A 19,116-nucleotide genomic window follows, 5' to 3' on the forward strand; every position below is an offset into this window, starting at 1 on the left:
ACCACTACATCATGATCCACACCGAACAGATCTCCGGACGACGCCTCACCTGAGCGGCACACTCCAGGTGAGCACCGTCCCACCCCCCGCCGGGGACCGATCGGTCATGCGCATGGGCGGACGCCACGAGACCGGGATGTCGCCGGCCCGGCCGGGAGCCCGACGGCGGGGCTGCGGCGTTCGATCATGAGGACGTCGCGCCAGACGCCGTGATGGAAGCCGATGCGTTCGCGGGTGCCGACGACGCGGAAGCCGGCGGCCTGGTGCAAGGCCAGGCTGGCGGTGTTCTCGGGGAAGACGCCGGACTGGATGGTCCAGACGCCGGCGTCCTCGCTGGCGGTGATGAAGGCGTTCAGGAGGGCGCGGCCGATGCCGCGGGAGTGGTGGGCGGGGTGGACGTAGACGCTGTGCTCGATGACGCCGGCGTAGACGGGGCGCGCGGAGACGCGGGAGGCGGCCACCCAGGCGACCACCTGGCCGGTCCCGGTGTCGGTGACGACGTAGCGGAGGTGCGGGAGTCTGGCGGAGGTGAAGTTCTCCCAGGTGGGAACCGTGGTCTCGAAGCTGGCGTGGCCGGTGTCGAGGCCGATCCGGTAGACGTCCAGGACCTGCTCGGCGTCGGTGTCGCGCATGGGGCGGATTTCGAGGCCCTCGGCGATGGGGGGCTTGGTGGCCTGGACGATGGCCGAGTGGACGCCGTCGCCGTGGTGAGCGGTCAGGGTGATGGTGATGCCGGTGAAGCCGGCGTCCAGGAGCAGGGTGCGGTACTGGGTGACGGTCAGGGAGCCGGCGGTGCAGCCGATGCGGTCCTCGGTGCGGCGGCGGGGTTCGTCGTCGGTGGCGGTGTCCTCGGTGACGACGTCGCTGACGCCGAAACGGCCGCCGGGGCGTAGCACGCGGAACGCCTCGGCCAGGGTGGCGGGCTTGTCGTCGGACAGGTTGATGACGCAGTTGGAGATGATCACGTCGACCGTGCGGCCGGGCAGGGGCACGTGTTCGATGGTGCCGTGCAGGAACTCGGCGTTGGTGACACCGGCCTGCCCGGCGTTGCGGCGGGCGAGTTCCAGCATGTCGGGGCTGGCGTCCAGGCCGTAGGCCTTGCCGGTGGGGCCGACGCGGCGGGCCGACAGCAGGACGTCGATGCCGCCGCCGGAGCCGAGGTCCAGCACGGTGTCACCCTGGCGCAGGTCGGCGACGGCCACGGGGTTGCCGCAGCCCAGGCTGGCGCGCAGAGCGCCCTCGGGCAGGGCGGCGGTGTCGTCGTAGCCGACGGCGCCGAAGCAGCCCTCACCGAAGGAGCCGGGATCGCAGTCGGTGACGTCCTGGCCGGTCATCGCGGTCCTGGCGAGCCTGGAGTAGCGGTCGACGATCTCCTCATGCGCCACGAACGGCCTCCTCAGTCGCAGGTGGGGGCGGCGGGGACCGGGTTGCCCATCACCACGTCGGCGGCGGTGGGGAAGCAGCGCACGCAGGCGTCGTTGATCCGGTAGAACGACGCCGCGCCGCGCCGTTCGACCAGGACGAAGCGGACCTCGGCCAGGATCTTCAGGTGGTGGGACACGGTCGACTGCCCCACCCCGGACGCGGCCACGATCTCACCGACGCTCATCGGCTCCCGGCGCCTGGCCAGCAGCGACACGATCTGGATGCGGGTGGCGTCGGCCAGCGCCCGGAACCAGCTCGCGTACTCCTCGGCGTCGGGCCGCGCCAACGGCCCCTCCTCAGCTATCATCGATAATCGACGATATACGATGATAGCTGAGGAGTCCACACCTGGCCAGGTCACGGCGGCGTCATCGGCACAGGCGGCCCCACAGGGCCACCCACTGATCGGGGTGGACGTACCCGACGACGGCGTCGCGGGGGATCTGCGCGGCCCGCAGTGCCGCGTCGACCCCGTCGTAGCGGGTCCTCAGTGAGGCCCGTACCGAGCCACCGGTGCCGCCGAAGCACAGTTCGACCAGCTCACGGTAGGAGCGCGGGCCGTGCACGAGCGGCTCGGGTCTGCGCTCGATCCGCAGGATCGCCGAATCGACCGACGGCACGGGGCGGAACGCCTGCCTGCGGATCGTCTCGCCGAGCCGCCAGTGGAACCACGGCCACGACCGCACCGTGACCAGGCTCCACCGGCCGTAGTCGCCGCTGCGCTTGCGGGCGTACTCGCGCTGGGTGAGCAGCGTCGCCGAGGTCAGCGACGGCGCGTGCAGGCACCAGTCGACGATCTTCGACGTGATCGAGTACGGGATGTTCCCCACGACGGCGAACGGCTCGCGCGGGGCCCGGGCGCGGGTGAAGTCGCCCCTGACCACGTCGATCCGGGAATCGCCGCGGGTACGCGCGGCCAGGCGTCCGGCCGGCCGGGGGTCGATCTCGTACCCGACGACACGCGCGCCCGCCTCGGCCAGCGCGAGGGTGAGCACGCCCTCGCCCGCGCCGGGCTCCAGCACGAGCCCTTCCGGCGCGGCGGCCCTGACCATGAGTTCGACGGCATGCCTGTCGACCAGGAAGTTCTGCGAGAACGTACGCCGCGCCCGATCGGCGGGCGTGCGGCCGCCGCCGCTGCTGCTCCTGGCCTTCTTCTGGGTGTGTGAATAATTTCCGTGCGCGAGATTCTGCGCCACAGCACTGCCCTTCCGGGTCCTCGAGAATGTCGGGTCTCGAAGGGCCCTGGGCGCGCCGCAGACGCGCCGGCCTCAGATCAGGCCGGGATCAGGCTGGGATCACCGCGTCCACCGGCGGGCCAGAGCCCGGCCGCGGCGGATGCGGATGAAAGCGGGGCAGCAGAACATGGATGCCATGCGCGTCACTGTAGGCAGCGGCCGACCAGGCAGGCAAAGGATTAACGTGACGCGCGCGCACCGGACCACCGGCCTCACGGATCGGAAGTCAGAATATTAACCCGGAATCACCGTCGATGATCAACCGTGGTTCGGACCCGTTGACATATTCGTCAACCGCGCTCTCAGCCGGCGTATCAATCGCTCATTAGAGTCGCGCCGAAGGCCAAGAGCGCACGACGAGAGCGGGGGTCGGTCGAATGAGGTTCCGATTAGGGAACGTAATGCTCACGGCGACGATTGTCGCCGGGTCGGTGCTGGTGAGCGCCACGCCGGCCACGGCCGCGCTGGATACTACCGGACAATGGGGATCGCTGCTCCCCTGGCCGGTTGTTCCGATAAACAGCGCGTTGACGGCGGATGGCAAACTGATGACATTCGGCACGGACGGCGGCGGTGTTCAGGGCGGGCAATGGAACTTCGACGTCTGGAATCCGGCGACGAATACCCATGTCACACCCGCGAATACGACGTTCACGGATCTATTCTGTTCGGCGCAGGTGTACGACCCGATACGCGACGTGGTGTTCACCGTGGGCGGTGACGACAACCTCGATGTGAGCGTCGCCGGGCCGTCCGGTGTGACCAGTTACTCCGCCGCGACCGGCATCCTCGACGAGGCGCCGATGAACATGCCCCGGTGGTACCCCACCGCGACCGTGATGCCCAGCGGGGAGATCGTCGCCGAGGGCGGTTCGCTGCTGGGCCCGGACGGTCCGGGCGTGCCCACGCCGGAGAAGTACGCGCCGGGCGCGGGCTGGTACACGCTGGACGGCGCGACCAGCGCCTACGCGTACGGCGACGACCAGAACCGCTGGTGGTACCCGCGCTCGTGGGTCGCGCCCAACGGCAAGATCTTCGGCATCACGGGCTCGAACATGTACTACCTGGACCCGCGGGGAAACGGCGCGGTCACGGCGGCGGGCACCTTCCCGGGCGGCAACATCGGCGCCACGTCGACGGCCGTCATGTACCGGCCCGGGAAGATCCTCCAGGTCGGCGGCGGCGCGTACAGCAATGGAGGCGGCGGAGCCGGTTCGACGGCGGCCACCACGGTGGACATCAACGGCGCCACGCCGGTGGTGGCCGGTGCGGCGCCGCTGACGTTCGGGCGGCACTGGGCCACCTCGACCGTGCTGCCCACGGGCGACGTGCTGGTGACCGGTGGTTCGTCGGGCAACAACGAGGAGGTGGGGGTGGCGCATGAGCCGGAACTGTGGCACCCGGAGACCGGCAGCTGGAGCGTGCTCCCCGCCGAGACACAGATGCGGCTCTACCACTCCTCCGCCACCCTGCTGCCGGACGGGCGGGTCCTGGTCGGCGGCGGCGGCGCGCCGGGCCCGGTCACCAATCTCGACGCGCAGATCTACTCACCGCCGTACCTGTTCGACGGGAACACCCCGGCCCCCCGGCCGGTGATCTCCGCCGCGCCCGCCACGCTGACCTACGGCACGGCGTTCAGCGTCACGACCAGCGGGCTGCCGGCCTCGGGCGCCCGCGCGACGCTCGTCCGGGCCAGCGCGGTGACCCACTCGTTCAACAGCGGCCAGCGGTTCCTGGAACTCCCCATGACCGGCACCGGCGCCACCCGCAGCGTGACCGCGCCCGCAAGCGCCATCGTCGCGCCGCCCGGCCTGTACCTGCTGTTCGTGATGGACGCCACCGGTACGCCGTCGGTGGCCAAGCTGGTCAACATCAACCCTCCCGGCGGCAGCGGCGCCCCGGCGAAGGTGTTCGACCCGTTCGAGGACGGTGCCGTGGCCCCCTCCGGCGGCTCCATCGCTTACTCGACGGGCGGCACCTTCGGCCCGTGGACGGTGACGAACGGGCTCTCCCGCGACCAGGCGGCCGCGCACGGCGGCCTCGGCGGCACCGGTCACCACATCGACCTGGAGGACAACGGGCAGGTGCGGCGCACCGTCACCGGCCTCACGCCGGGCACCACGTACACGCTGACGCTCAGGTACGCGCGCTCCCGGGCGGTCACCGGCACGGTCTCGGCCAACGTGGCGATCGCGGACCTCGACAGCAACTGGTCGGCGGCGAACCAGTCCGGAAGCGGCTTCGGCCTGCTCTCCAAATCGTTCACCGCCACGGCCGCCTCGCACACGCTGACCGTGCGCGGAGTCTCCAGCCCCTCGGCGGCGGACGGCATGATCGTGGACGATCTGACGATCGTGCCGACCGGGGTCCCCGCGCTCGCGCCGCTGCTCGTCGACGGCATGGAGGGCGGCGACAAGGCCGACTACGGCGGCTGGATCGAGTACGCCCCCGGCGGCGGCTTCGGCCCCTGGTCGGTGACCGCCACCGTGTCCCGCGACCAGGCCGCCCACCACACGGGCTTCGGCTACGTGGGCCACCATCTGGACCTCGACGACGACGGCCAGGCGCAGCGCACCGTCTCCGGGCTGGTCCCGGGCACGACGTACCGCCTCTCACTGCGCTACGCCCGCCACATCGCCGTCACCGGTCCGGTCTCCGCCAACGTGTCCATCGCCGGCCTGAACCACACCTGGTCCGCGTCCAACCCGTCCGACGGACCATGGCAGACCCTCGCCCTGACCTTCACCGCGACCGCGTCCAGCCACCCGCTGACACTGCGGGGGGTCTCCAGTACGGACGGCTGCTGCGGCATGGTCACCGACAGCCTGGTGATCTGGCGCGGCCCCACCGCGTTCAGCGGCCAGTCGGCGCTCGCGCCTTCGAGCACCACCCGATCAGCCGCCCCGGCACAGCACCACCACTGAACGACGGCACCACGTCGCCCCGGACCATGCCCGGTCCGGGGCGACGTGGTCACCAGGCCATCGCCCCCTGACGGTCGCGGAAGGTGCCGGTCGGCCCGTCCGGCCCAATGGTGGCGAGTTCGACGATCGCGTCGGTTCCCTCGGTCACCGTCTGCGGGCCGCTGTGACCGTTGAAGTCGGTCGCGGTGTAGCCCGGGTCGGCCGCGTTCACCTTCACGTCCGGCCAGGCCTTCGCGTACTGGGTCGTCAGCATGGTCACGGCGGCCTTCGACGACGTGTAGAGCGGCGTGACGATCCTCGACTCGACGCGCGCGGCGTCGTGGGTCGCGGCGAACGACCCCATGCCGCTCGACACGTTGACGATGACCGGGTTGGCCGACCTCCGCAGCAGGGGCAGGAACGCGTGGGTCACCCGGACGATCCCCACGACGTTGACCTCGAACACCGCGCCGGCGTCGGCGGCCGTGATCTGGTCGGCGGGGTTGTGGGTCCCGTGGATGCCCGCGTTGTTGACGAGGACGTCGACGAGGCCTTCGTGAGCCTCGATGTCGGCGGCGGCCGCGGCCACGGACGCGTCGTCGGTCACGTCGATCTGGACGAAACGGGCACCGAGCGCGTCGGCCGCCGCCTGGCCGCGCTCGGGGTCGCGGGCGCCGACGAGGACGGTGTGGCCGGCCTCGATCAACCGGCGAGCGGTCTCGTACCCGAGGGATCTGTTGGCTCCTGTGATGAACGTCGTGGTCATGTGTCCACTCTCCGGCGGTGCGGAGAGCGGAACCAGTGCCCTCCGCGACGGTGGGACAGCCAGTACCAGGCACGACGGCGGCCCGGCGGGGCATGATGGTCTCGTGGACGAGACCCTTGGCACGGCGTTGCGCCGCTGGCGCGACCGGCTGTCTCCCCTCGACGTCGGGCGCACCGTGCGGCCCGGACGCCGGGCGGCGGGGTTGCGGCGCGAGGAACTGGCCGAGCTCGCGGGGCTGTCGGTCGACTATGTGGTGCGGCTGGAGCAGGGGCGCGCCACGAGCCCTTCGGCGCAGGTCGTCGCGAGCCTGGCCAGGGCGCTTCAGCTGGAACCCGTGGAGCGCGATCACGCCTTCCGGCTGGCCGGCCTCCTCCCGCCACGGGAGGGAACGATCTCCACGCATGTGCCGGCGGGAGTCCAGCGGGTGCTGGCGCGCCTCGGAGAGTTCCCGGTGGGCGTGTTCAGCGCCGACTGGACTCTGCTGTCCTGGACCCCCGCGTGGGCGGTGCTGCTCGGCGACCCCGGCGCGCGGACGCCGATCGAGCGGAACCTGGTGCGGGCGGTCTTCGACCTGGGGCCGAGAGGGCTCGCGTCCTGGCCCGTCCTCAACGAGGGCGACGCCCTGAAACCCGCCCTCGTCGCCGACCTGCGCACGGCCCTCGTCGACCACCCACGTGACCGCGGACTGATCGACCTCGTCACAGACCTGCGCTCCATCAGCGGGGAGTTCGCCCGGCTGTGGGACGAGGGCGCGGTCGGCCGGCACGTCTCGGCCCGCAAGACCATCGTGCATCCCCAGGTCGGCGAGGTGACATGCGACTGCGACGTGCTCACCGTCCCCGGCTGCGACGTCCGGCTCGTCGTCTACACAGTGGCCGCGGGTTCCGCCGACGCGGAAAAGCTGGAGTTCCTGCGGGTCACGAACGGCGTCCCCACCGAAGTCGATCGATAACCGGCCGCGTCAATGGCCGCGCGCCGGCCGTCCCACGAACAGTCACACGATCGGCGGGCGCCCCGCGACGGTCAGCCGCACCACCGTGCCCCAGGACATCGGCCGGCGCGCCCCGTGGCCACCCTTCATGCCCTCCCACAGCCCGGCGAACCAGACGGCGAGGTTCGCGCGCGACCGGATCCGGGCGACGCTGAGCAGGGTCCAGCTCACCAGGTAGACCGGGATCAACAGGGCAGGCAGGCGGCGGTACGCGAGCCAGACGCGGTTACGGGCGACGAGGCGGTAGAACGCGGCGTGCCGGGCGGGATCGGTGGCGGGGTGGTGGACGACGACGCCGGGCGCGTACCAGCCGGTGCGTCCGAGGTCCCACAGTCTCCAGCTCAGGTCGATGCCTTCGTGGAACAGGAAGAACCGGCCGGGCCAGCCGCCGGCCCGCTCGTAGTCGGAGCGGCGCACGAGCACCACGCCTTCGGCCATGACGGTGATGGTGCCGTGCCGGGTGGCGTCGCCCGCGCGCAGGCGCGGGACCCAGCGCCGCAGGGTGACGCCGCTGTGCGGGTCGGCGATGCGTGGCTGGATGTAGGCGGCTTCGGGGTGGTCCCGGGCTTCGGCGACGAGCCGGGCGAGGGTGTCCGCGGTGGGCAGGACGGCGTCGTTGTCGAAGAAGAAGAGGAACTCGCCGCGGCCCGGCCCGGCCAGCGCCTCCGCCCCGGCGTTACGGCCGGCGGGGATGCCTTCGTTGACGGCCAGCGTCACGGTGCGCACGCCCGCGGGCACGTGGTCGGGCTCGACACCGTTGCCGACGACGACCACGCGCAGTTCGACGTCCTGCTGGGCGAGGAGGGAGTCCATCGCGTGCCGGAAGGCGTCAGGCCGGTCGTTCATGGTGAGAACCACCACGTCGATGGTCGTCGTGCTGGTCATGATGTCTCACAGACGGATGTAGGACTCAACTGCGGGAGCGGCGCACCTGCCGGAGACGTGCGCGGTGGTCTCGCGGTGCGTCTCGTTCGCCTGACGGCCACCCTAGCGCCACACCGGGTTCACCTCTCCGGAATGGGGACCGAGCTCGGGGGCATGTCTCCAGCTGGTGATTCTCATGTCACACCGCGATCGCCGTGGCAGTATCGGGGGGTGCGGGAGCAGCGATACACCGCCGGTAGCCGGTCGGCTGGGCGGGGGCGCGTATTCGTGCCGGTGCCGTTCGATCCGGATGCGGTTTGGGCACCCAAGGCGGTGCATCGTGTGGCGGGCACGCTCAACGGCGTGGCCGTTCGTGCGGTGATCACCGAACATGACGGGGAACGCGGTTTTCTGCTCGGTCCCGCCTGGGTGCGGTGCGGGGTGGAGCCGGGTGTGCGGGTGACCGTGGTGCTGGCGCCGGAGGGCCCGCAGCGGGGCGATCTCGCCGAGGATGTGGCCGCCGCGCTGGAGGCCAGCCCGGCGGCGGGGGCGTTCTTCGATTCTCTCGCCCAGTTCTACCGGCGGGGGTATCTGCGCTGGATCGACGGCACGAAAGGCCGCCCTGAGACGCGGGCACGGCGGATCACCGAAATGGTCGGCCTACTGGAGGCCGGGAAGAAGCAGCGTCCCAGAACCTGAAGCGCGTGGACGAGGACGGGTCTAGGCGGGGCGGCGGTTCACCAGGGCGTGGGCGAGGACGACGGTGATGACGCCGGCGAGCACCACCGAGAGCAGTCCGACGCGCAGGCTGGTGAGGTCGGCGACGAAGCCGACGAGGGGTGGGGAGAGCAGGAATCCTCCGCGTAGGAGCCAGCTGACGATGGTCAGGCCGGTGCCGGAGGGTAGGCCGGGGAGTTCGTCGGCGGTGTGCATGGCGGCGGGGACCAGGGTGGCGAAGCCGAGGCCGGCCAGGGCGAAGCCTGCCAGGGCGGTCGGGACCGACGGGAAGGCGAGGGCGGCGCCCATGCCGGCGGCGGCCAGGGTGGCGCCGGCGCGGGCGACGGTGCGCTGGCCGAAGCGGTCCACGACGCGGTCGCCGGTGAGGCGTCCGATGGTCATGGCGGCCTGGAGTGCCACGACGGCCAGGCCGGCGGTGGCGGCGTCGGCGTGCAGATCGCCGCTGAGGTAGAGCGCGCCCCAGGAGGACCCGGCGTCCTCGACGAGCGCGCCGCAGGCGGCCAGCACGCCGAGCACGGCGAGCAGCCGCACGGCCGGGGCGGTGAACGAGCGGCGCGCGGCCGGGCGGCTGCCCGCGGCGGGGAGGCCCTGGGCCTCGGCGGTGCGCTCGGCGTCCTCGGGACCGGGCAGCAGGAAACGCAGGGCGACGACGGCGACGACGCTGAACAGTACCGCGGAGATGCTCAGGTGGACCGCGAGGGGGATGCGGAGGCCGGCGGCGGCCGAGCCCATCAGGCCGCCCAGGACCGCGCCGATGCTCCACACGCCGTGCAGCGAGTTGAGGATGGAGCGCCGGTAGAGCCGTTGGACGCGCAGGCCGTGGGCGTTCTGCGCCACGTCGACGACCGCGTCGAGGGCGCCCACGACGAACAGCGCGCAGCCGAACGCGATCCAGTTCGGCGCGAAGGGGATGACCAGCGTCGCGACGGTCATCACGACGATTCCGAAGGCCGCCACGCGCGCGGAGCGGAACCGGCGGATCGCGGCGCCGGCGAGCAGCCCCGCCAGCAGCGCGCCGATCGGGAATCCGGCCAGCGCGGTGCCGAAGACGGCGTTGCTCACCCCGAGGTCGGCCTTGATCTGCGGGTAGCGCGGGACGACGTTGAAGAACACGGCGCCGTTGGTGAGGAACAGAGCGGCGACGGCGGCGCGTGCCAGGCGTGCCTGGCGGGTGGGCGTGGTGAGGGGGACGGCGGCGGTGGGCATCGACTTCCGATCACGTGCGGGGGCGAGAGGATCGACGCGTTCACCGGAGACGGCGGGATCGTCCGCCGCGACGACGCTCACCGGGAGATCCCCGGTGACCACCGCGCCCGCGCCAAGCCCCCGCCGAACGCCAAATACCGCCGAGTTCGCGTAGAAAACCAGCTATCTGCGGCAAAAATACCACTTTGACCCCGACAAGGCCGCGATGCGCCCGGCGCTAGACGTGAGATCGGCCACGCCGTCCAGGGCTTGCAAATTTGGTTAGGCTAACCTAACTTAAGGGGCGATTTCCCCCTATTTGAGATAGGAACACCGCATGCGCACGTCGCGTCGGGTTCTCGTCGTGGCGGCTTTGGGCCTTGGGCTCGTCGGTTGCGGCGCGCAGAACTCCCCCGATACACAGCCCTCCCCCTCGTCCGGCGGGTGGTCGTTCACCGACGGGTCCGGTGAGACGGTCAAGGCCGACAAGATCCCCACCCGGATCATCGCGCACGCGGGTGAGGCGGCCGCGCTGATGTCGTTCGGCATCAAGCCGGTGGGCGTCTACGCCGACGAGCCGATCAAGACCGACGCCAACCTGAAGGACGCCGATCTCTCCGGGATCGAGATCCTCGGCCAGGAGTGGGGAAAGATCGACGTGGAGAAGGCGGCCGGGCTGCGGCCGGACCTGATCGTCGCGGACTGGTGGCCGGCGGAGAAGGCGCACAGCGGCCTGGAGGAAGGGGTCGACGAGAAGAGCAAGAAACTCGCCGAGCTGGCCCCGGTGGTGGGCGTCAGCCAGGGCAAGTCCATCGAGGACCTGGCCGAGGGGTACGAGAGCCTCGCCAAGAGCCTGGGCGCCAAGGTGGACGCTCCCGAGGTCGCCGCGAACAAGAAGCGCTTCGAGGAGTCCGTCGAGAAGTTCAAGGCGGCGGTCACCGCCAAGCCCGGCCTGACGGCCCTCGGCATGTCGCCCGCCGACGACAAGGTGTACGTCGCCAACCCGGAGTACGCCCCCGAGCTGCTGGACTTCCAGCGCTGGGGCCTGAAGGTGGTCAACCCGGACAAGCCGGACTCCGGTTTCCCGTACTGGGAGAGCCTCAGCTGGGAGAACGCCGACAAGTACCAGCCGGACCTGATCCTGTGGGACGGCAGGTCCTTCACCCCCACGGTCAACGCCGAGTGGGGCACGAAGCAGCCCACCTGGTTCAAGATCAAGGCGGCGAAGGCCGGTGCGGTGGCGGCCTGGCCGGCGTACTGGTTGCACACGTTCGGCGACTTCGCGACCGAGGTCGACAAGCTCACCGAGGCGATCAAGGTCGCCGACGAGAACCTCGGCGACTGATCCCTCTCCATGCCCAGCACGCTCTCACTACGACGGGCCCCGGTCCTCGGGCTCGGGCTCGCCGCGCTCTGCGTCCTGCTCGCCGCGGCGGCGTTCCTCAGCGTGACCCTCGGTTCGCGTGACATCGGCCTGCCCGACGTCCTGCGGGCACTCGGCGGCCTCGGCGGCGATGGGTCGATCACCAGCACGGTGACCCTGGAGCTGCGTGTGCCGCGCACGCTCCTCGGCATCCTGGTGGGCGCCGCCCTGGGCGTCGCGGGCGCGATCCTGCAGGGCGTCACGCGCAATCCGCTGGCCGACGCCGGGATCATGGGCATCAACTCCGGCGCGGCCGTCCTCGTGGTCTTCGCGATCACGGTCCTCGGGATCCGGGGCGTGGGCGTGTACGTGTGGTTCGCCTTCGCGGGCGCGATCATCGCGACCCTGCTGGTGTACGCGATCGCGTCGCTGGGCCGCGAGGGCGCCACCCCCGTCAAACTGGCCCTGGCCGGCGCGGCGGTCACCGCCGGCCTCGGCTCCGTCACCTCGGGCATCGTCATGACCAACGTCGACGCGCTGAACGAGCTGCGTTTCTGGCAGGTCGGCTCGCTCGCCGGCCGGTACGCGCCGATCCTGACCGGGGTCGCGCCGTTCCTGCTCGCGGGCCTGGTCGCGGCGCTGGGCCTCGGCAGGGCGCTCAACGGGCTCGCGCTCGGCGAGGACGTCGCGCGAGGGCTCGGCCAGCGGGTCGGGCTCACCAGGGCCGTCGCCTTCGGGATCGTCGCGGTGCTCGCCGGGGCGGCCACGGCGGCCTGCGGGCCGATCGTCTTCATCGGACTGGTGGTGCCGCACCTCGCGCGGGTGCTCTGCGGCCCGGACCACCGGTGGATCCTGCCGTACTCGATGCTGCTGGCGCCGATCGTGCTGCTGCTGTGCGACGTGCTCGGCAGGGTCGCGGGCGCCCCCGGGGAACTGCAGGTCGGTGTGGTCCTCGGGGTGCTCGGCGCGCCGGTCTTCGTCCTGATCGTGCGCTACAACCGGCTGTCGGAGGTGTGACCGGCATGGCCACAATGACCGTCTCCGACGCCCTCGGCGCCACGCGGCGCAGACGCACGGCACGGATCGCGGTGGTGACCTTCGCGCTGGCCGCGGCCGTCGCCACCCTGTTCGTGGTGACCATGATGGTGGGGAGCATCCGCCTCTCCGCCGCCGAGGTGATCGGATCGCTGCTGGGCACGATCGACGACCCGAGCGTCGACTTCGTCGTCCTCGGCCTGCGGCTCCCGACCGCCGCGAGCGCGCTGGCCGTCGGGCTCGCCCTCGGCGCGTCCGGCACGATCTTCCAGCACCTGCTCCGCAACCCCCTCGCCTCACCCGACTTCGTGGGCATCTCCTCCGGCGCGAGCCTGGCCGCCGTCACCGGAATCGTGTTCCTGCACGTCAGCGGGATCGCCGTCACCGGGCTCGCGCTGGGCGGGGCCGTCGTGGCCGCGCTGCTGATGTATCTGCTCGCCTGGCGCGACGGCGTGAGCGGCTACCGCTTCATCCTGATCGGCATCGGCGTGTCGGCCTTCTTCGAGGGCTTCACCGGGTTCGTGCTGACCCGTGCCCAGTTGTACGAGGCACGCCAGGCGATGCACTGGCTGACCGGCTCCGTCGGGCAGGCCGGAGACACCGAGCTGCGGCTCCTGCTCGGCGCGCTGGTCGTGCTGCTCCCCCTGGCCATGCTGCTGCAACGGCAGCTACGCGTGCTCGAACTCGGCGACGACGCCGCGCGCGGACTCGGCGCGCCCGCCGAGCTCGCCCGCGCCGGTCTGCTGGCCACCGCCGTGGTCCTGGTCGCGCTGGCCGTCGCGGTGGCCGGCCCTCTCGTCTTCGTCGCGCTCGTCGCGGGGCCGATCGCCAACCGGCTGCTGGGGCCCGCCACCGGAGGCGTCGTCGCCGCGGCCCTGGTGGGCGCGGCGGTCCTGCTGACCGCCGACCTCGTCGCCGTGCATCTGCTGCCGACCGCGCTGCCCACCGGTGTGGTCACCGGCGCGGTCGGCGCGCCGTACCTGTTGTGGCTGCTCGCCACCACGAACCGACAAGGAGCAGGCGGATGAGCCGTCTCCGCGCCGAAGGCCTGTCCCTGGGCTACGACGACCGGGCCGTCATCACCGACCTCGACGTCTCCGTGCTCGACGGGAAGTTCACCGCGATCGTGGGCGCCAACGCCTGCGGCAAGTCGACGCTGCTGCGCGGCCTCGCCCGGCTCCTCAAGCCACGCGAGGGGGCCGTGTATCTCGACGGCAGAGCCCTCGCCGAGCTGAGCACGCTGGACGTGGCCAAGGTGCTCGGCCTGCTGCCGCAGACCCCCGAGGCGCCCGACGGCATCACCGTCGCCGACCTGGTCTCCCGCGGCCGCTACCCGCACCAGGGCTGGTTCCGCCGGTGGACCGACCGTGACCACGAGGCGGTGACCCGTGCGCTGACCGCGACCGACACGGCCGATCTGATCGACCGCCCGCTGCGGGCCCTCTCCGGCGGGCAGCGGCAACGGGTCTGGGTCGCCATGGCACTGGCGCAGGACACCGATCTGCTGCTGCTGGACGAACCCACCACGTTCTTGGACATCAACCATCAGGTGGAGCTGCTACGGCTGTTGCGCAGGCTCAACGCCGAGTCCGGCAAGACCATCGTCGCCGTCCTGCACGACCTCAACCTCGCCTGCCGCTTCTGCGACCACATCATCGCCATGGACGGCGGCGCCGTCGTCGCCGAGGGTCCCCCCACCACGGTGGTCACCGCCGAACTGGTCGAAAAGGTCTTCGGCCTCTCCTGCCTGATCATCCCCGACCCGGTCGCCGGAACCCCCATCGTGGTGCCCGCCTAGCCTCAGCCGCCTGAGCCGGCCGGTTCTTCCGCACGTCCGGGCGGGGTGGGGTCACCGGCTGACACCACCCCGGCCCGGCGGAAGGGACGTCACGAGATGGTGAGGGTGCCGTTCGCGTTGCGGGCGCAGGTGACCGTCGTGCGGGGGGCGGCGTTGAGGGCGCCGGTCAGGCATTGGCCGAGGACGGTGTGGCCCGCGGCGCTGGGGTGCCATGACTCCTGGCAGGTCTGGAAGTAGGTGACGCAGGTGTTCGCCAGCCGCTGGATGCCGATCTTGTCCCAGCCGGACAGGCTCGTGATGAACGTGCCGGACGGGCCGTCCTGCACCCGGAGCGGCGTGGCGAGCGTGCCCGTCGGGCTGCCGGGGTTCTCGCAGAGCCGGGCCCCGTCGAAGGCCTTCTGGACGTCCAGCACGCGCAGGTCGGCCGCGGGGCGTTCGGCCGCCAGCGTGGTGTAGGCGTTCCTGACCAGGGAGCCGAGGTTCTGGGAGAACACGTGGCCGGGGGCGAGGCTCGCGCGGTGGATCGGGCAGCCGGCGGCGTACCGCTCGGCGCCGAGGGCGCGGAACTTGTCGCGGGTGTCGGTGCGGCTGTCCTCGTCGCGGTACTGCTCGGCGACGTCGAGCGGCATCGGGTTGGTGTAGGTCTGCAGGACCACACGGTGGACGCCGTCGGCGTCGACCTGGGCGAGGGTGTCGAGGATCTGGCGCAGGGCGGCGGTGGTCTCGGCGGTGGCGGCGGCGACCTCGGCGTCGGTGGCCAGGTCGGAGACGGTGCAGGGCTCCTGCGGCACCTCGCCGTTCAGGTAGGCCCAGAACTCCCACCAGCCCGTCCAGGCGTCGGCGATGAAGCGGTTGGCGCACAGCGAGGCCACGTCGCCGAAGGTGAACTGCGTGTTGTTGGAGCCGAGGCCGACGAGGACGACGTCGATGTCGTGGGTCTGGGCGACGGCGCGCAGCTGGTCGAGCTGCGAGGCGACGGAGCGGCCCGAGGCGCGGGCGCTAGAGGGGTTCGCGACGTCGGCGGGCTGGCCGCCGGAGCACGCGAGGTTGAAGCGGTCCTGGATGCCGGGGAGAGAGGCCTTGAACAACGAGGCGTTCGCCGACCGGTGACAGAAGTAGGCGTTGCTGTTGGGCGCCGACCAGCCGGGGAAGGCCTGCGCCGTCCCGGAGGCGTCGACGACGGGCTGGTAGTTCCCCGCGCCCTCTCCACTGACGAAGCTGTCGCCGAGCGCGACGGCGGCGGTGGGCAGTACCGCCTGCGCCGCTCCCCCCTGGACGATTTGGATGCCGGCCACGCTCACCAGGAGCGCGGTCATCGCGGCCACACGACGGAGAACCCTCACGACTCCCCATTTCCCACTAAACCTGCCTGAAATTATGGATAGCTAGACCACAACACGCCGCGCCGATGGCGTCAAGATCTCCATCGGGCCCGGCCGCTTCATCTAAGAGATCGCGGATCACGGTGATCGTCAAGCATGCGTTTGCTTGCTCACACTGAGCCACCCGTCGGAAGATCACATCGCGCCCGAAAAGGATCTCCATGACCTGAGTGTTCCGGTGGGCGCCACGGGGTACGGGACTTCGATGGGCTGAGCGGTGGCTCAAGAAACCCGCCTTTCCCGGTGGTGAGAGGCTTGATCGACGGATGCGGGTGGTCACATGCGGGCGGCGGCGTGGTAGGCGCCGGTACGGCGCGGATGCTCGCCGGGCTGCTCGAAGCCGGTCACGCCGCGGGACTGGAGCAGGTGCCGTCGCTGGCCGGCGAACACGCGGCCGAGGCCGGCATCCACGACGTGCGGGTGTACCTCGTCGACCTCCAGCAGGACGTGCTCCGCCTCCTGGCCGCGCCTGAGCTAGCCGGTGAGGGCGACCCCTTCGAACTGCGCATCGAGACGACGTCGGCCGGGCGGGCCTTCCAGGAGGCACGCATACTGGCCCTGCCCGGTGCCGGCGGCCGGCCGCACCAGTGGTGGGTGCCTCTGCTCGACGGCACCGAACGGCTCGGCGTACTGCGCGTCACGGCCTGGGACGCCGCCGAGCCGGCCGAGGAGGAACTGCGGGCCCTGGCGTCGCTGGTGGGGCTCCTGCTGGTGAGCAAGCGTGCCCGCAGCGACGCCTATGCCCAGCTCGTGCGCACCCGGCCGATGCACGTGGCCGCGGAGATGCAGTGGAACCTCATGCCACCGCTGACCTTCGCCGACGAACATCTGGCGATCAGCGCGATGCTCGAACCGGCTTACGAGATCGGCGGAGACACCTTCGACTACGCCGTCACCGATCAGCACGCGAACCTCGCGATCTTCGACGCGATGGGCCATGACGCCTCCGCCGGGCTGACCGCCTCCCTGGCGATGGCCGCGTGCCGCAACAACCGCCGCCGGGGCGTCGACCTGATCGAGACCAGCGAGGCGATCGAACGCGTCCTGATCGAGCAGTTCGGCCAGGCCACCCGCTTCGTCACCGCGATCCTGGCCGATCTCGACATCTCCACCGGCACGCTGAACTGGGTCAACCGCGGCCACCACCCCCCGGTGGTGATCCGGGGCGGCCGCTGGACCACTCCCCTGCGCTGCCCGCCCGCCCATCCGATGGGGCTCGACCTGGGCCTGCCCGTCACCTTGTGCCACGATCGGCTGGAGCCCGGCGACCGCGTGCTGTTCTACACCGACGGAATCACCGAGGCCCGCGACCCCACGGGCCGCGAATTCGGCCTCGACCGTTTCGTCGACTTCGTCATCCGCCACACCGCCGACTGCCTACCGATCTCGGAGACCCTCCGCCGGCTGATCCACAACATATTGGAGTACCACGGCGGCCACCTCCAGGACGACGCCACCGTCCTGCTCGCCGAATGGCACGGCCCCAGCCACGGGCCCTAGCGCAGCACAGGCAGCACCTTGGCGCCGAAGGTGTCGATGAACGGCAGCAGATCCTGGCCCACGTGGTGCAGGTAGATGCGGTCGAAGCCCAGAGCCGCGTAGCCGCGTAGCCAGTCGATGTGCCGGTCGAGGTCCGCCGAGACGTTCACCACACCGCGCACCTGCTCCATGGTCACGTGCTCGGAGACCACGTCGAAGTGCTCCACCAGCTCCAGGTCCCAGCAGATCGGCGGCCCGAAGACGTTGCTGCGCCACTGGTCGTGCGCGATCGCCTCCGCCTCGGCCTCCGTCGGCGCCCAGCTCAGGTGAACCTGCAGGCAGACCGGCCCGCGTCCCCCCGCGTCGCGGTACGCCGCGATCATCTGACGCAGGTGGTCCTCGGGCGCGTTGACCGTGATCAGGCCGTCCGCCCACTCCGCGCACCGGCCCGCCGTACCGGTGCTGACCGCCGCGCCGATCAACGGCGGCGGCGTCTCCGGCCGCGTCCACAGCCGGGCACGGTCCACCGTCACCAGCCCGTCACGGGTCACGTCCTTCCCGTCGAGCAGATCCCGGATGACGTCCACACACTCACGCAGCCGAGCGTCGCGAACCTCCTTACGCGGCCACGCCCCACCGGTGACGTGCTCGTTGCTGTACTCCCCACTACCGAGCGCGGCCCAGAACCGCCCCGGAAACATAGCCCCCAGGGTCCCGATCGCCTGCGCGATGATCGCCGGGTGATACCGCTGCCCCGGCGCGTTCACCACCCCAAACGTGAGCCCGGTCGCCTGCAACGCAGCCCCAAGCCACGCCCACGCGAAAGCCGACTCCCCCTGCCGCTCACTCCACGGCGAGAAGTGATCCGAACACATCGCAGTGCCGAACCCGGCCCGCTCCGCGGCAATCATCGCCCCGAGAAGCTCAGCCGGCGGGATCTGCTCGTGAGACGCATGAATTCCATACTCCGTCATGCACGCCGCGACTACCCCACACAACCACGACCAACCCCGACAGTGCCGACGACACCGTTGCGACGGCACGCTGTTCCAGGGTCACACAGCAGGTTTTCAGTCGAGGTCGGTGATGAATTCGGTGAGGATCTCGGCGAACTCCTGCGGGGCTTCCAGCTGGGGGGAGTGGCCGACTGCCGGGAGCACTTGTACGGCGTGGCGCCACAGGGTGGGGATGGTGAGGGTGCGTAGGTAGTCGAGGCTGACCAGTTGTTCGGCCTCGCCGTGGAGTACTGCGATCGGCTGGGGCAGGTGTGCCACGATGTCGATCTCGTCGGCGAAGTTTCCGGCGCCGATGCTGGCCAGCAGGGCGGCGCGGGCCGTGCCGTCGGTGGCGAGGATGTCGGTGACGAGTTCGTCGAGTGGGAGGGATGATCCTGGGGCGAGCTGGCTTTTGGCGAAGGACAGGGCCGACTCGGTGTCGATCTCGGCGGTGAACGTGACGTTCAGCGCCGGGTTCGGTAGGAACGCCTGGCCGAGTTGTTCCGCGCTGGCGACAGGTGGGGTGCCGAAGACGACGAATCCCGGGGTCTCGGGCAGGTTCGGGGCGGCTTCGAGGGCGATGTGCCCGCCCAGGCTCCAGCCGACTATCACCGCGTCATCGGCGCCCAGCTCTTTGATGAAGCCGGTGAGGATCGCCGCGTAGCCCGGCAAGGAGTAGACGTCGTCCCGCGCCGCGACGCTCGACCGCCCGTGCCCGGGCAGGTCAAGGGCCAGGCATCGGAACCGCTCCCCGAAGGCGCCTGTCAGCAACGCGTCCCAGGTCCGAGAGGACGCGGAATTGCCATGAACGAAGACGACAGACCGCCCGGCACCCCCGGACGCCACATAGGCGATGTCCTGCTCAGCGACTCTGACAACATCGTGCCCGCTCATCGCCAGCCTCCCGTACTCGGAATACCAGGCAGCAGTCTGTCATCCGACATCACGACATGGAAC

Annotated in this window: 17 protein-coding genes; 8 read left to right on the forward strand and 9 right to left on the reverse strand. The window is 71.0% G+C overall.

Going from position 1 to position 19,116, the window contains the following annotated elements; all coding sequences use genetic code 11:
• Nucleotides 1-104 precede the first annotated feature (104 nt).
• The 3 genes from ACFP1K_RS22300 to erm form a co-directional block, all read right to left on the reverse strand.
• Nucleotides 105-1,385 carry a GNAT family N-acetyltransferase gene (locus tag ACFP1K_RS22300; protein ID WP_380756410.1) on the reverse strand — a complete coding sequence of 427 codons (1,281 nt, stop codon included), beginning with the start codon at nucleotides 1,383-1,385 and terminating at the stop codon, nucleotides 105-107.
• Nucleotides 1,386-1,396: 11 nt separating this feature from the next.
• Complete coding sequence (locus tag ACFP1K_RS22305; protein ID WP_380756412.1) at nucleotides 1,397-1,711, reverse strand: ArsR/SmtB family transcription factor; 315 nt, start codon at nucleotides 1,709-1,711, stop codon at nucleotides 1,397-1,399.
• A gap of 82 nt (nucleotides 1,712-1,793) precedes the next feature.
• Nucleotides 1,794-2,621: an ErmE/ErmH/ErmO/ErmR family 23S rRNA (adenine(2058)-N(6))-methyltransferase gene (gene erm / locus ACFP1K_RS22310; protein WP_380756414.1), complete on the reverse strand. Its 828-nt coding sequence runs from the start codon at nucleotides 2,619-2,621 to the stop codon at nucleotides 1,794-1,796.
• A gap of 587 nt (nucleotides 2,622-3,208) precedes the next feature.
• Between erm and ACFP1K_RS22315 the strand changes: the two genes are divergently transcribed.
• Nucleotides 3,209-5,584: a galactose oxidase-like domain-containing protein gene (locus tag ACFP1K_RS22315; protein ID WP_380756416.1), complete on the forward strand. Its 2,376-nt coding sequence runs from the start codon at nucleotides 3,209-3,211 to the stop codon at nucleotides 5,582-5,584.
• 49 nt (nucleotides 5,585-5,633) lie between these two features.
• Here ACFP1K_RS22315 and ACFP1K_RS22320 read toward each other — a convergent pair whose 3' ends face one another.
• Complete coding sequence (locus tag ACFP1K_RS22320) at nucleotides 5,634-6,329, reverse strand: SDR family NAD(P)-dependent oxidoreductase (RefSeq protein ID WP_380756418.1); 696 nt, start codon at nucleotides 6,327-6,329, stop codon at nucleotides 5,634-5,636.
• Between the two features lie 103 nt (nucleotides 6,330-6,432).
• On the opposite strand from ACFP1K_RS22320, the gene ACFP1K_RS22325 reads away from it, so the two are divergent.
• A complete protein-coding gene (locus tag ACFP1K_RS22325) occupies nucleotides 6,433-7,281 on the forward strand; it encodes a helix-turn-helix transcriptional regulator (RefSeq protein WP_380756420.1) in 849 nt (282 codons plus the stop codon).
• 42 nt (nucleotides 7,282-7,323) lie between these two features.
• On the opposite strand, the gene ACFP1K_RS22330 is transcribed toward ACFP1K_RS22325, so the two are convergent.
• Nucleotides 7,324-8,205: a glycosyltransferase family 2 protein gene (locus ACFP1K_RS22330; protein WP_380756422.1), complete on the reverse strand. Its 882-nt coding sequence runs from the start codon at nucleotides 8,203-8,205 to the stop codon at nucleotides 7,324-7,326.
• 267 nt (nucleotides 8,206-8,472) lie between these two features.
• Between ACFP1K_RS22330 and ACFP1K_RS22335 the strand changes: the two genes are divergently transcribed.
• Nucleotides 8,473-8,883, forward strand: a complete 411-nt coding sequence (locus ACFP1K_RS22335; RefSeq protein ID WP_380756424.1) for a YdeI/OmpD-associated family protein — start codon at nucleotides 8,473-8,475, stop codon at nucleotides 8,881-8,883.
• Nucleotides 8,884-8,904: 21 nt separating this feature from the next.
• Here the strand turns inward: ACFP1K_RS22335 and ACFP1K_RS22340 are convergent, their stop codons facing one another.
• Nucleotides 8,905-10,209 (reverse strand): MFS transporter, encoded by a 1,305-nt coding sequence (locus ACFP1K_RS22340; protein ID WP_380756427.1) that lies wholly within the window; start codon nucleotides 10,207-10,209, stop codon nucleotides 8,905-8,907.
• Between the two features lie 235 nt (nucleotides 10,210-10,444).
• Here ACFP1K_RS22340 and ACFP1K_RS22345 point away from each other — a divergent pair, with 235 nt between their 5' ends.
• The 4 genes from ACFP1K_RS22345 to ACFP1K_RS22360 are packed head-to-tail and all read left to right on the forward strand — an operon-like array spanning nucleotide 10,445 to nucleotide 14,303.
• A complete protein-coding gene (locus tag ACFP1K_RS22345; protein ID WP_380756429.1) occupies nucleotides 10,445-11,452 on the forward strand; it encodes an ABC transporter substrate-binding protein in 1,008 nt (335 codons plus the stop codon).
• 9 nt (nucleotides 11,453-11,461) lie between these two features.
• Nucleotides 11,462-12,487 (forward strand): FecCD family ABC transporter permease, encoded by a 1,026-nt coding sequence (locus ACFP1K_RS22350; protein ID WP_380756430.1) that lies wholly within the window; start codon nucleotides 11,462-11,464, stop codon nucleotides 12,485-12,487.
• A 5-nt stretch (nucleotides 12,488-12,492) separates the two neighbouring features.
• Nucleotides 12,493-13,533: a FecCD family ABC transporter permease gene (locus ACFP1K_RS22355; RefSeq protein ID WP_380756432.1), complete on the forward strand. Its 1,041-nt coding sequence runs from the start codon at nucleotides 12,493-12,495 to the stop codon at nucleotides 13,531-13,533.
• Nucleotides 13,530-14,303, forward strand: coding sequence for an ABC transporter ATP-binding protein (locus tag ACFP1K_RS22360; RefSeq protein ID WP_380756434.1), 774 nt, complete (start codon nucleotides 13,530-13,532; stop codon nucleotides 14,301-14,303). Before ACFP1K_RS22355 ends, ACFP1K_RS22360 begins: the two co-directional genes overlap by 4 nt.
• A gap of 89 nt (nucleotides 14,304-14,392) precedes the next feature.
• Here the strand turns inward: ACFP1K_RS22360 and ACFP1K_RS22365 are convergent, their stop codons facing one another.
• Nucleotides 14,393-15,619 (reverse strand): hypothetical protein, encoded by a 1,227-nt coding sequence (locus ACFP1K_RS22365; protein ID WP_380756436.1) that lies wholly within the window; start codon nucleotides 15,617-15,619, stop codon nucleotides 14,393-14,395.
• A 321-nt stretch (nucleotides 15,620-15,940) separates the two neighbouring features.
• Between ACFP1K_RS22365 and ACFP1K_RS22370 the strand changes: the two genes are divergently transcribed.
• The gene (locus ACFP1K_RS22370) at nucleotides 15,941-17,185 is read left to right on the forward strand and encodes a PP2C family protein-serine/threonine phosphatase (protein WP_380756438.1); all 1,245 of its coding nucleotides are present in this window, start codon (nucleotides 15,941-15,943) and stop codon (nucleotides 17,183-17,185) included.
• On the opposite strand, the gene ACFP1K_RS22375 is transcribed toward ACFP1K_RS22370, so the two are convergent.
• Nucleotides 17,182-18,138 (reverse strand): TIGR03885 family FMN-dependent LLM class oxidoreductase, encoded by a 957-nt coding sequence (locus ACFP1K_RS22375; protein WP_380756441.1) that lies wholly within the window; start codon nucleotides 18,136-18,138, stop codon nucleotides 17,182-17,184. The two genes, ACFP1K_RS22370 and ACFP1K_RS22375, sit on opposite strands and share 4 nt — an antisense overlap.
• Before the next feature lie 96 nt (nucleotides 18,139-18,234).
• A complete protein-coding gene (locus tag ACFP1K_RS22380) occupies nucleotides 18,235-19,053 on the reverse strand; it encodes an alpha/beta fold hydrolase (RefSeq protein ID WP_380756443.1) in 819 nt (272 codons plus the stop codon).
• Nucleotides 19,054-19,116: the final 63 nt, after the last annotated feature.

Origin of the sequence: Sphaerisporangium aureirubrum (assembly GCF_042658925.1) — a bacterium.
Lineage (GTDB): Bacteria > Actinomycetota > Actinomycetes > Streptosporangiales > Streptosporangiaceae > Sphaerisporangium > Sphaerisporangium aureirubrum.